General features: G+C 68.3%; 13 protein-coding genes. All 13 read left to right on the forward strand.

Annotated elements, in window-relative coordinates; genetic code table 11:
• Positions 1 to 38: 38 nt before the first annotated feature.
• The 13 genes from AB0F17_RS42760 to AB0F17_RS42820 all read left to right on the forward strand — a co-directional run bounded on the left by AB0F17_RS42760 (position 39) and on the right by AB0F17_RS42820 (position 11700).
• Positions 39 to 1400: a hypothetical protein gene (locus AB0F17_RS42760; protein WP_358035474.1), complete on the forward strand. Its 1362-nt coding sequence runs from the start codon at positions 39 to 41 to the stop codon at positions 1398 to 1400.
• Between the two features lie 689 nt (positions 1401 to 2089).
• A complete protein-coding gene (locus AB0F17_RS42765; protein WP_358035477.1) occupies positions 2090 to 2224 on the forward strand; it encodes a hypothetical protein in 135 nt (44 codons plus the stop codon).
• Positions 2221 to 3975, forward strand: coding sequence for a hypothetical protein (locus AB0F17_RS42770; protein ID WP_358035480.1), 1755 nt, complete (start codon positions 2221 to 2223; stop codon positions 3973 to 3975). Before AB0F17_RS42765 ends, AB0F17_RS42770 begins: the two co-directional genes overlap by 4 nt.
• Before the next feature lie 433 nt (positions 3976 to 4408).
• Positions 4409 to 4636 carry a hypothetical protein gene (locus tag AB0F17_RS42775; RefSeq protein ID WP_358035482.1) on the forward strand — a complete coding sequence of 76 codons (228 nt, stop codon included), beginning with the start codon at positions 4409 to 4411 and terminating at the stop codon, positions 4634 to 4636.
• A gap of 91 nt (positions 4637 to 4727) precedes the next feature.
• Complete coding sequence (locus AB0F17_RS42780; protein ID WP_358035485.1) at positions 4728 to 4913, forward strand: hypothetical protein; 186 nt, start codon at positions 4728 to 4730, stop codon at positions 4911 to 4913.
• Positions 4914 to 4921: 8 nt separating this feature from the next.
• Positions 4922 to 6940: a phage portal protein gene (locus tag AB0F17_RS42785; RefSeq protein WP_358035488.1), complete on the forward strand. Its 2019-nt coding sequence runs from the start codon at positions 4922 to 4924 to the stop codon at positions 6938 to 6940.
• A gap of 22 nt (positions 6941 to 6962) precedes the next feature.
• On the forward strand, positions 6963 to 7316 hold the full coding sequence (locus AB0F17_RS42790; protein ID WP_358035491.1) for a hypothetical protein: 354 nt from the start codon (positions 6963 to 6965) through the stop codon (positions 7314 to 7316).
• On the forward strand, positions 7316 to 7870 hold the full coding sequence (locus tag AB0F17_RS42795) for a hypothetical protein (RefSeq protein WP_358035494.1): 555 nt from the start codon (positions 7316 to 7318) through the stop codon (positions 7868 to 7870). The genes AB0F17_RS42790 and AB0F17_RS42795 overlap by 1 nt, the downstream gene beginning before the upstream one ends.
• A 116-nt stretch (positions 7871 to 7986) precedes the next feature.
• A complete protein-coding gene (locus AB0F17_RS42800; protein WP_358035497.1) occupies positions 7987 to 8379 on the forward strand; it encodes a hypothetical protein in 393 nt (130 codons plus the stop codon).
• Positions 8380 to 8561: 182 nt separating this feature from the next.
• Entirely contained in the window at positions 8562 to 8873 is a 312-nt protein-coding gene (locus AB0F17_RS42805) for a hypothetical protein (protein WP_358035500.1), read from the forward strand.
• Complete coding sequence (locus AB0F17_RS42810) at positions 8870 to 10039, forward strand: hypothetical protein (protein ID WP_358035502.1); 1170 nt, start codon at positions 8870 to 8872, stop codon at positions 10037 to 10039. The genes AB0F17_RS42805 and AB0F17_RS42810 overlap by 4 nt, the downstream gene beginning before the upstream one ends.
• Positions 10040 to 10099: 60 nt before the next feature.
• Positions 10100 to 10414: a hypothetical protein gene (locus AB0F17_RS42815; RefSeq protein WP_358035505.1), complete on the forward strand. Its 315-nt coding sequence runs from the start codon at positions 10100 to 10102 to the stop codon at positions 10412 to 10414.
• 317 nt (positions 10415 to 10731) lie between these two features.
• Positions 10732 to 11700 (forward strand): hypothetical protein, encoded by a 969-nt coding sequence (locus AB0F17_RS42820; RefSeq protein WP_358035507.1) that lies wholly within the window; start codon positions 10732 to 10734, stop codon positions 11698 to 11700.
• Positions 11701 to 11713: the final 13 nt, after the last annotated feature.

An 11713-nucleotide genomic window follows, 5' to 3' on the forward strand; every position in this document is an offset into this window, starting at 1 on the left:
TCAAGGTAATCTTTGAACAGCGGGTAGCAACGACCCGCGTGCCCACCAGCCGACACCTGAAGGAGGGCACCCCCGACAACCGCGAGGATATGGCGATGAGCACCGACCCCACCTCCACCCTGACTCTGGACGAACTGCGGGCCATGCCGGCAGGACCGGACCGCATCCGCGCGGCCGCCGGCCTCGCCGCGGCCGCGAACGCCGACGCGAAGGATGCCCGCGAACTCCTCGGGAAGGCCGTTTGGACGCTCCACTACCGGCACAAGGCCAAGGGGTGGAGCAAGCAGAAGGCGTCCAAGGGCACCGGCGTCGGTGCGACCTCCCTGTTCCCGACCGGCACCCCCGTTGCGCCGAGCGAAGAGGACATCCTCGAGCAGCTCCCCGGCTGGGACGCGGGCACCGCGCTCACCGAGAGGGACCAGGCCGCGGCCGACCTGAAGAGGCACCGAGCGCTCGCCGAGGGCGCCCGGGAGATCCGACGACAGGACATTGCCGCCCTTTACGAAGGTCGTCTCGACGGCAAGCAGTGGGAGATCGCCGAGATCGGCGCCGAGTACAAGCTCGACCTGACCATGGTGTCGGGCGACATCAAGGCGCAGGGTGTCACCCTGCGCCCGTCGCAGCGGCGCAAGGTGGCCAGCGAAAGCAGCGAGCAGCCGACCGAGCTGGGCCCGATCGCCAGGATGCTCGGCATATCCCGCCTGTACCTCCAGGCGAGGATCCGCTACTGGAGCAAGCCGGAGCAGGCGAAGAAGTCGGGCGCGTTCCCCGCGGACGCGGACGCTGGCGACGGCAAGTACTGGCCAGACAAGGTAAAGGTGTGGTTCGACAGCCTCCCCGCGATGGCGGCCGCGCCCACCGGGCTCAGCCTCCACCGCGCCGCCGCACAGGTGGGTGAGCCGTACCCGACCGTCAAGGGTGCGATCATGCGCGCCGCCGACGCCGGCACCCTTCCGCCCGACATCGTCTATGGCAGCGGCGCCGTCAACGAGCAGTTGTTCGTAGCGTGGTGGCGGAAACGGAAGGAGAGCCTGTCCGCCGGCACCACCCTCACCGACGCCGCGGGCAAGGTCGGTGTGAACGAGAAGACGTTCCGGACGGCGGTGCACGAGGCTGAGGCGGCGGGCGAACTCCCGAAGGGGGCGAAGGTCAGCGACCGCCGCTACGACGAGGATGCTCTGCTCGCGTGGTGGCAGGAGAAGACCTCCCCGGAGGCGGTGGCGAGCGCGGGAACCACCATGAAGGACCTCGCGGAGACCGCCGGGCTGAAGGTGGACCAGGTGCGCTACCAGGTGCGGAAGGCCGAGGAGGCGGGCAGCCTGCCCGAAGGGGTGCGGCTGGAGAGCGGCCGCTTCAACAAGAAGGCGGGCTTGGCCTGGCTGAAGTCCCTCGGGCTGTAAGTCGCGCTACTACTCGCGGGATACGGCGGCGATGCCGTTCGGGTTGGTAGCGCGGACGCTAGTGGCGATGCCAGTGAATGTGTTGCAAGCGATGCCACTTTGAATACACGCCTACTGATCGGACGCGAACGCTACGCTGAGACTCGGGTCCTATCGCAGGATCCAGTGCGTAGGTGCCCCCGCCGTAGCTTCGCCGGCGTTGACGGGGGTCACCGTTCGAGCGGGCTCAGGTGGCCGTTGGGCTACCTGAGCCTGTTGACCAGCCAGTCAACGAGGATGAGCCCGGCCCGCATCGCGAGCTGTGCCCATTCCAACCGCTTGGACTGGTCTTTCTTCTGCCGCCTGCGCATGTTGTCCCTTTCCGGTTGATGGAGTGCCGGGTTCGGCGCCATCGGAGCAGCCGACCCCCCGATTGACTGCTGCCAGGACCGCGTGCGCTGCGGACATGCAAGAGCTTAAACCTGTGACCATGCGGCTGGGGGGCACATGCGCTTTATAGAAACCGCCCCCGCAGTTGGCTGCGTTGGAGGGGTGCGGAGGGGCGCGGACGGGCGCGGAATCTCGCGGCTTGGCTCAGGGGTTTCCACAGACCAACCGCCAGTGTGACATGCGCCACAGTTGGATAGTCGGTGGCGCGCGCGTCGCTCGGGCTGAGACGCTAATCGCGCTGCTCCGGCACCGTGTCCGTCGTGGAGTACGCGGCGATGTTCCAGCGGGCGGAGACATGCCCGCTCTGCACGCGGGTCATCCTGCTTTACGCGCGTGACGACCAGGAGGCGGCCGCAGCGCTGGCTCTGCACCTCCGGTACGGGTGCGACGGATGACGGCGCTGGCCGTCCCCCTTCCCCACAACCTTCCCCGCGGCGATTCCCGCATCGCGTCCAGGATGCTGTCGGACCTGATGGCACTGCCGCCAGCGGTGCGGCGCCGCACTCTCGGCATGCTCGCCCGGCCCGACCTGGTCCAGGTCCTGGCCGTGGCCGGGCGGGAGCTCGGCACCCCGTACGGGGTGTGGCTCGGGGACCCGGTCGGCTTCGTCGAGCAGGTCCTCGGGGAGGCGCTCTGGAGCAAGCAGCGGGCCATCCTCCAGGCGATCACGACGCACAAAAACGTGGCTGTACCTGCGGGCTTTGGCCTGGGCAAGACGCACATCTGCGCGCGGGCAGTCGCCTACTGGGCGTGCGTCTACCCGGTCGGCACCGCATTGTCGATCACCACGGCGACCCGCATGCGGCAGGTGCACCGGCAGATGTGGCCGCACATCCGGCACGCGGTCGCGCACGGCGCGCTCCCGGGCTCGTGCGACCAGGTGCAGTGGAAGATGACCGACGCCAAGGGCGTGGACGTCGTGGTCTCGTACGGGTTCACCGCGACCGAGCACGACGAATCCGGCATGCAGGGCATCCACGAGTCCAATTTGCTGCTCATCGTGGATGAGGCGGGCGGTATCGGCCCCGTCATCGGCCGCTCCACCCGTAACCTGCTGACCGGCAGCAACGCCCGGATGATCGCCATCGGCAACCCGCCCACCGATACCGAACGGTCGTGGTTCGAAAAGCTCTGCAACGACGGCTACAGCGACCGCTATCCGCAGACGACCACCATCAAGCTCGCCGCGACCGACTCGCCGGCCGTGACCGGCGAGCGCACCGCAGACAAGGTGTGCGCCTGCCTGGCCGGCGACCCGGGCCACATGGTGTCCTCCCACCTGGTCAACGCCGAGTGGATCGAGGAGGCGATCCGCGATCACGGCGAGAAGTCGCCGTACGTGATCGCCAAGGTGCACGCGCGCTTCCCGAAGGGCGCGAAGGACCAGATCATCCCGAGCGATTGGGTGGACGCGGCCGCCGAGCAGGAGGAGCCGGAAGGGCCCGGCTGGGCCCGCCTGTGCGACCTGGGGCTGCCGGACGAGACCGACGAGTGGATGGTGCGGCTCGGCGGCTGGGTGCGGCTCGGCTGCGACATTGCGGCCGATGGAGGGGATGAGTTCGTCATCTCGCGTCTGGTGGAGGACCTGGCGACGATCGAACACACCAGCTCCGGAGCGGACAACAGCGACGCGGTCACCGTGGCGAACCGGATCCTGGAGGAGATCCAGCGCGCCGAACTGCTGCGCCGTCGTCTCGGCACCAGGGCCAAGGTACGCGTAAAGATCGACACGATCGGCGTCGGGTGGGGTGTCGTCGGGCTCCTTCAGCGGTGGGGCAAGGAGAAGAAGCACCAAGCGGAGATCGTGCCCGTCAACGTGGCCGAGGGGACGGACCGGCCGGCGGAATCGGAGGTGCTGCGGCCGTACCGGAAGCGGGACGAGCTGTGGATCGCCGGCCGGACACTGCTCCGGCCGAACGCCGAAGGGGTGACGCGGCTACGGCTGCGCGTCAGCAGCCGCACGCGGGGGCAGCTCAGCGCACCGAAGAAGTTCGACAACTCGGCGGGGTTCACGTACGTGGAGTCGAAGAAGGACATGCTCAAGCGCGGCGTGAGCAGTCCCGACCAGGCCGAGGCTGTGCTGCTGGCTCCGTACGAGCCGGCGGTGAAGCAGGCGAAGAAGCGCGGCCGCCTCATCTCCGGTTGACGGAGCGTGACAGCCGAATGTGGACGATAGGGACTCTTGGGAACTTGGATCGGTTCACATGGTTTACGGATCGTTACAAAGATTCTGTCCGGAACGGCGGAAAATAAGGCGATCCGAAAGATCATCTGACCATTTACGTGACCTGCCACCGATAGCTAAGGTCTCTCCGCTGGCTACTGCCACATGTGCCACCAGTATCACATCAGTAACCGGGGGATCGACCTGTCGGAACCTATACCCGCCGACAGGCTGTTAGGGCATCCCCAGAAAGCCAAGGGGGTTGATAGATCGCATGACCACCGAAGTCTCCGAGACAACCCAGGACGAGACAACCAGTTCAACCAGTGACGGCACTCATGAGTTCGTCGCCGGGGTCACTGTGCCAGTCTCCTCGGAGCAGGCTCGCCGCATAGAGACGAGCCGCCGCAGCCTCATGATCTCTGAGAAGACGTGGACCGTCGCCCAAGACGTCTACTGCGACCACTGCAAGCTGCGGTGGGCCGACGCCATCACCGTGCCGTGCCCCGGACCGCACACTGAACACCTCCTGGGCGGCAACGGGCCTGCCGTCCGGGCCAAGCGGAAGCGCCCCGCACCGGGGTCCACCGCTGCCGAGGTCGCCATGCGACAGCGCTCCAGCCTCGGAGACATGTACGGCTAAACAGGCCGTCTAGCTGGAGCCGTACACAAACCACAGCCTCCTCCTAGCCTGCCCGGCGACCATCGTCGTCCCGGGCAGGCAGGAGAACAGGTTGAACGCTCAAGACCCGCATCCGCGCGAGGAGCGTCTGCGCCGCGACCTGATCGCCCTGCTCCTCATCGTCGCCGGCATCGCCGGGACGCTGGCCGTCGCCTGGAGCGTCCACCCGCTGCTGTTCTGGGCCGGTCTGTCCGCCGCCGCGCTCACCGGCGGCGTACTGCTCGGCAGTGGGAAGTAGGAGGCGCCGTGGCCTTCCTTCCCGCGTTGCGCGGCGCCCTCGGGCTGGAACGGAAGTCGGCTCCGCTGGAGACGAAATCCTTCGAGCTCGACGCCCACACCTCCTGGTCGGGCATGCTCGCCCGGCTGCGCGACCCGCGCCGCTCCTGGCCCGTCGAACGCGCCGTGCTGGAGGGGATGGAGCGCGTCGTCTGGGTGTTCAAGAGCGTGAACGCCATCGCCGGACACGCCAGCCGGTTGCCGATCGAGCGGGTGCTCATCAAGGACGACGGCGAGCGCGAGGTTATCGCGGACGACCCCCTCGCCCGGCTGCTCAACGCGGGCGTCGCCAACCAGTTGGAGAAGGGCCCGCAGCTACGGAAGCGACTGTCCGGCCAGGTGCTGCTGTCCCCGGCCGGGACGTTCGTCGAGATGACCACCAGCCGGCGCGGCCACCCGATCGGTGCGGACCTGCTGCCGCCCGGCCGTACCCGCCCGGTGCCCGGGTTCGGCGGCAACCTCTTGTCGCACTTCGAGACGATCAGCCCGGACGGTCGGCGCCGCGGGATCGACCCTGAGAAAGTCATCTGGTTCAGAGATCCCCACCCCTTGGACCCGTTCCGCGGCATCACGCCCATGGAGGCCGCTGGGCTCAGCGTGGACTTGGACTTCCTCGCCCGCCTCTACAACGCCACATTCCTGCGCAACGACGGCCGGCCGGGCGGCGTGATCGGCATTGACGGCGAAGTCGATGACGACGAGATGGAGCGTATTCAGGGGATCTTCGGCAAGGGCGCGCACGAGGCCGGCAAGCTGACCGTGCTCCAGGGCGACCTGTCGTTCATCGACTTGGCCGCCAAGCCTCGCGACATGGCCTACGCCGACCTGGCCCGCATCTCCAAGGAGGAGATCCTCGCCGCGTTCGGCGTCCCGGAGAGCATCCTCGGGAACGCGTCCGGCCGGACCTTCGACAACGCGGCCCAGGAAGAACACCAGTTCTGGACGCACACGATGCTGCCCCACCTGTCGCTGCTGGCGACCGGGTGGGACACCGACCACGAAGACGGCGCGGTCTACGAGTTCAACACCGACTCCGTTGAGGTGCTCCAGCGGGCGAAGACGCAGCGGCGAGAGGAGGCGCGCGAGGAGGTCGCGGCCGGGCTGATCTCGCTGGACGAGTACCGGGCCATCGCCGGGTACGACCCCGTGGACCTGCCGCACACCAGGGCGCTGTACGTAGCGCAGGGCAAGACGCCGATCCCGACTCGTCAGGCGGATGCGGTCGCGCTCGGCATCGCCCCGCCGGAGGACCCGGCGGCCGCGGTGGACGACGCGGCCGCGGAGGGCGAGCTCGGCGGGCAGCCGCCGGCCGGAGACGCTGTCCCCGCAGCGGGAGACGACGACGGCGCCGAGGAGAACGCGCTGTCGCGCCTGCGGAACCTGTTCAGCGAGACCAGCGACGACGAGGAGAGCGCCGAGACGGACGAGGCAGGCCCCGATGCTGGCGAGAACGCGGCCGCCGAGGACGAGCCCGAAGACGATGTCGCCCAGGAGGAGGAGCGCCCGCGTGGGCGGCAGACCAAGGGCTCCCCGGGGGCCGGCCCTGCCACCGAGCTGGTGGAGACGCTGTACCAGCTCGGCGGGCGGTTCGTTGGCCGGACGGTGGCCAGGCTGGAGTCACCGAAGCACCGCAAGGGCACCCGTCACTTCGTCGCCGAGTACAAGGTGGACACCCGCGTCGGCGCGAACGCGTTGGACGTGGCGCGCATCATGCCAGCGGAGGCGTGGCAGGCCGAGGCCGAGCAGGTGGTCCTGCCAGCGCTCGCGGCGGCCGCGGTCACGGGCGGGGGCGGCATGGATGCGCACGACACCGCGATGACGGCCGCCGTGGCGGTCGGTGAGGAGTTCGGCCGGGTGGTGGAGACCATTCGCGGCGCGGTGGAGGAACTGGACCAGGCGGGCGCGCCGATGGAGGAGATCGTCCAGGCGGTGCGCGAGGTGGACCTGACGGATTGGGCGGCCGCCATTACCGCCGAATTGCCGATATAGACACCATTAAAGAAGACTGCTAATGTTGTGGATGTTCGACCGGCGGCGAGCGGCGTTGCTGGTGGAGCCCGGAAGGAACCCCATGCACAACGGCAAGATCGCCGACGTCATCCCCATCACGTCCGCCGACGTCGCACGCCAGGACTTCGGCACCTTCACCGCCCAGGACGGCAGCACCATCCAGGTCGTGCACAAGGCCGACAAGGTGAAGTTCAGGGTGCAGAGCAGGGTCATGGTCGGCGGCAACCTGGTGGACGTCGTTCTCTACCTCGACTACGACGCCGAGACCGCCCTCGCGTTCCAGATCGCAACCGGTCTGGCAGCTATCGGCGCCAAGAGCCACGAGACGTTCATCGACGAGCCTGAGGGCGTGTGATGAACGAGAAGCGCCTCACCTGGAGCGGCAACGACCGAGACGGCTGGACCGGCTACTTCTGGTCGTCTCACCTCTCCTGGCAGTTCCAGATCGTCCCCATCGTGGGTGGCGCGGCCTACCGGCTCGACAATCCCCTCCCGAACCCGGGCTACCGGGCCGACCGGGAGCCGTACTTCAAGACCTCGGACGAGGCGAAGGAGCGCGCCGACCGGCTGCTGAGGGAGTTCGAGATCCCCGCCGCGATCCTGGTCAACCGGAGCTACCGGCACCAGTACGCAGACAGCGCCACGGAGTACACCTTCGCCAACATGCTTTTCACCCACGCCTGTGACGGGCCCTGCGACCCCCGCCAGGACGGTCACCACTACGAGCCCGAGTCCATCACCATGCGGCTCGTCGGCAGCGACACGTGGATCATCACCCGGCCCGGCGGACGGCACGCCAACCACTCGCAGGAGTGGACCCTCCCCGACTCCCTTCCCGGCGCCGCGTTCCGGTTCACCGAGGACGAGGCGTTCGGCATGGTCCAGTGCCTCGACGAGAACCGGGACTGAGCCTTCCCCTTCATCCGTCTCGCCCCGGCATCGGGGCGAGACGTTAGCTCACCTCTTCAGGTTCCGTGTGCCGTCCGAGCGGCGGGCGGCACACGGAACCCACCGGAAGGAACACCATGGCCAGCAACATCACACTGCGTGGCGTAGCCGATGAGAAGCGGGCAATCCGTATGCAGGCCAGACGGGTGATGAGCCGCTACGCGTACCGCGACCCTGACCCGGCAATGGAGGCCGACCGGCGCACGTCGATGAACGACGCGCGCACCGCGCTGTGCCTGGCGCTGGGCATCGCCGAGAAGGACATTGACCCGGCCAGCGGGCACGACTACTCGGCGGAGGCGTACGAGAGGGTGCGCGACTCCTGGCGGTATCACGCCAGCCATCACGGGCTCTCACGCTTCTACGACGGCCCCGCCTACCGGCAAGTGATCGACGACTGGCGGGCCCGGCGACCTGACCTCGTGGCCGATGACTGGGTTGGCCCGCTGGAGGGTTGGGCGCGGGATTAGTCAGCGCCAAGCGCTCAGGCGCCGCACCGGACCAGCCTCACCCCCCTCCACCCCCGGAACTAGCCGGGGTCCCCTCTTCGGTCTCGCCCGCATCAGGGCGAGACGTTAGCTCACCTCTTCAGGTTCCGTGTGCCGTCCGAGCGGCGGGCGGCCACGGAACCCACCGGAAGGAACACCCCAGCATGACCAGCACCACGGGCGTCTTCGTGTTCGTCGTCCACCTCGACTGGGGCTCACTCAGCGACGCTGAGCCCGTCATCATGGTGGCCCCCGACGAGTCGAACGCGTACCTGCGCACCACCCGCTTCATCGTCCGCAACGCCCGGCCGTGGCTCGACGAGGACGTCCAGGAGGCGTACGACGGCTTCCTGTCCGACTACCCGTACGACCCCGACGCCGCCACCCCCGAGCAGGCTAAGGCGTGGGTGAGCGCCTACACGGACTCCGACCTGTACCCGCTGATCACGGTCGAAGAGGTCCAGGTCCTGCCGTGAAGGTGATCCTCTCGTACGGGCTCGGCGTGGACAGCACCGCGATCCTGGTGCGCTGGCTCACCGCGCTCATCTCCAGGACCTTCAACCTGAAGGATCTGATCGTCGTCATCGCACAAACCGGCGACGAGCACTTAGAGACTGGCTACCTGGTCGAAAAGTACGTCTTCCCGCTGCTGCGCAAGCACGGCATCCGCACCATCCAGGTCGCGCGCGCCAGCAACAGTCAGCGGGACGGCATCGTCATCTTGGACGACACCACCGCGCCCACCATCTGCTACATCCAGGGCGCCTACCGGCTGTCGGACGAGATGGTCGAGGTCGCGACGGTCCCCCAGACCGGCGGCATCCGCAAATGCAGCCTGAAGGCCAAGGGGTGGCCGCTGGACGTGCTGATCGCCCAGCTCACCGGCGGCGAAGAGTTCGTCCACGTGGTCGGATTCGAGACCGACGAGCTCACCCGCATGATGCGCGACATGCCGCTCGGGCTGCCCGGCCGGATCCCGTACTACCCGCTGATCGAGTGGGGATGGGACCGCGCCGAGTGCGAGCGGTACCTGTGGGAGCAGTTCATGGTCAAGTGGCCCAAGAGCGCATGCGTCTTCTGCCCGTACGCGCTGGCCAGCGTCGCCGGGCTCGCCCGGACCCTCCCTCGGTACGTCGCCTCCCCGTACGAGGCGTTCAAGGCGCTCACGATGGAGTACCTCGCCGTCGCCGCCAACCCCCGCCAGGGGCTGATCGGCGGGCGACAGCTCTACGACGCGCTGCTCGACGTCGAGGGCGGGCCCGCCCTGCTGGCCGACTTCCAGGAGCACCTGAACTGTATGCCGTGGGCCATCTACGACGTGCGGCGCGCGTTCCGCGCCAAGTCCGACGACATGATGAAGGCCGCCAACGCCGCCCGCTCCATGACCATGGTGGCCCACGGCGACAGGTGGGACATGGTCGATCTGCTCGACTACATGGCCAACCACCACGCCCCACGAGCTTGGCGGTACGACACCGGCCGCCACCACCGGGTGTGGATCCACGAACGCAACCTGTACTACCCGTGCCCCGAGCAGGCGTTCGTCACCGCCCCGGCGCTCGCCACCGACAAGACCAATAAGACCTTCGCCGAGGCATGGGAGGCGGCACTGAAGGGACCCTCCCAACTCTCCGTCGTCTGACCCCACCAGCAGCTTCCCGCCCGAGCGGCGGGCGGGAAGCCCCACCGGAAGGAACCCCGCATGGCCGACGTACCCGCCAAGGTCTGGTTCGCCTCCATCACCTGGAGCGATGGACGGCGCTTCCAGTACTGCACCGACACGCCCGGCCTGGCCTACAAGCGGGCAGCCGAGACGCTACGCGACCTGATCACCGACGCGACCGCCGTCTACATCCCGCACCGCTACACCGACTTCCTCGAAGACAACCCGTACGACCCGGCCACCGCGACCGACGAGCAGGCTCAGGAATGGGTGGACCTGTTCGACGAGCAGCTCATGCCGGACGAACAGCTCGAGGCCGAGGTGCAGGAGTTCGACGTCCAGCGCACCGCCTAACCCCCACCGGTGGCGGCCCGCCCGAGCGGCGGGCTGGCCGCCACCTTCCACCGGAAGGAAACCCCACCATGGCGAAGAAGCCCCCCACCACCCCCGTTCCAGCCAACCCACCCCGCCACGAACCCACCTGGTACGACAGGACCGGCCGCTTGAGCGTGCCGTGCGCTGAAGGCCGCTGCGGCGGCTGTCAGCACCCCACCTGCTCGTGTGAACACCACCGCACCGGCCGCCGCTGACCTTCTGACGCTCAACCACTCCCGGGGCGGCGACGCTTTCCGGCGCCGCCCCGGCCCTCTCGCACGCCCGAAAGCGCCATCATGCTCATCTGCGACGACACACGGGACCTGCACTTCTATCTCGGCACCCACCGCGCCAGTTGGCTCACCACCGCGCCGATAGACGTGAGCCTGTTCATCTCCCACCGGGTACTCCGCACCTACAAGAGGCTGCCCGCGCCGCCCTACTGGCCGTTCTGGCGGCCAGGGATCCCCCGCCGTCACGTCGCCATCGACTCCGGCGCGTTCACCGAACTGTCCATGTTCCACGAGTTCGTCACCACGCCCGAGGAGTACCTTGCCGCGCTGGCCCGCTACGACGAGGCCATGGAGCTCGATTGGTGCGCTCCTCAGGATTGGATGTGCGAGCCGTGGATGCTCGCCAAGACCGGGCTCACCGTGGCCGAGCATCAGCGCCGTACTGTTGCGAACTTCCTCCGGCTGGTCGCGCTGTGGCCCGAGTTCAGCGATGCCGATTGCCCGGTGATGCCGGTGCTTCAGGGCTGGAGCGTGGACGACTACCTCGCCTGCGTCTCGTTGTACGAGGAGCACGGCGTCCGCCTGGCCGAGGACTACGAGATCGTCGGCGTCGGCTCCGTCTGCCGCCGCCAGGCCACCGCAGAGATCGGCGACATCTTTCGCACCCTGGCAGAGTTGGATCTCCCCTTGCACGGGTTCGGCGTCAAGCTCGCCGGCCTGCGCCGGTACGGCCGCTACCTGGTGACAGCCGACAGCATGGCGTGGTCGTACGCCGGGCGCCGCACCCCCACCCAATGCGGATCCACCCGCCACAAGAGCGAGGCGAACTGCCAGGTGTTCGCCCTCAACTGGCGCGCCCGCGTCGAGGCGGTCGCCGCCGAGGCCAAGCGCGAGATCGGCCAGCCCGACCAACTCGACCTGTTCCCCACCCCCGCCCGCGCCGCCCAGCAGCGCGCCACCAGGCCCATCAAGCAGGTCGCAGCCGCCTGCCCCGGCCGAGACGACCAGCTCGACCTGTTCGCGGCCGCGTGACCGCGCTGACGTG

The organism is Nonomuraea sp. NPDC026600, assembly GCF_040638335.1.
GTDB lineage: Bacteria > Actinomycetota > Actinomycetes > Streptosporangiales > Streptosporangiaceae > Nonomuraea.

What these genes read in the sequence shown, in the direction of transcription:
- AB0F17_RS42770 (WP_358035480.1), top strand. Translation starts at nt 2,221, where the DNA reads ATGACGGCGCTGGCCGTCCCCCTTCCCCACAACCTTCCCCGCGGCGAT.
- AB0F17_RS42775 (WP_358035482.1), top strand. Translation starts at nt 4,409, where the DNA reads ATGATCTCTGAGAAGACGTGGACCGTCGCCCAAGACGTCTACTGCGAC.
- AB0F17_RS42790 (WP_358035491.1), top strand. Translation starts at nt 6,963, where the DNA reads ATGTTGTGGATGTTCGACCGGCGGCGAGCGGCGTTGCTGGTGGAGCCC.
- AB0F17_RS42795 (WP_358035494.1), top strand. Translation starts at nt 7,316, where the DNA reads ATGAACGAGAAGCGCCTCACCTGGAGCGGCAACGACCGAGACGGCTGG.
- AB0F17_RS42800 (WP_358035497.1), top strand. Translation starts at nt 7,987, where the DNA reads ATGGCCAGCAACATCACACTGCGTGGCGTAGCCGATGAGAAGCGGGCA.
- AB0F17_RS42805 (WP_358035500.1), top strand. Translation starts at nt 8,562, where the DNA reads ATGACCAGCACCACGGGCGTCTTCGTGTTCGTCGTCCACCTCGACTGG.
- AB0F17_RS42815 (WP_358035505.1), top strand. Translation starts at nt 10,100, where the DNA reads ATGGCCGACGTACCCGCCAAGGTCTGGTTCGCCTCCATCACCTGGAGC.
- AB0F17_RS42820 (WP_358035507.1), top strand. Translation starts at nt 10,732, where the DNA reads ATGCTCATCTGCGACGACACACGGGACCTGCACTTCTATCTCGGCACC.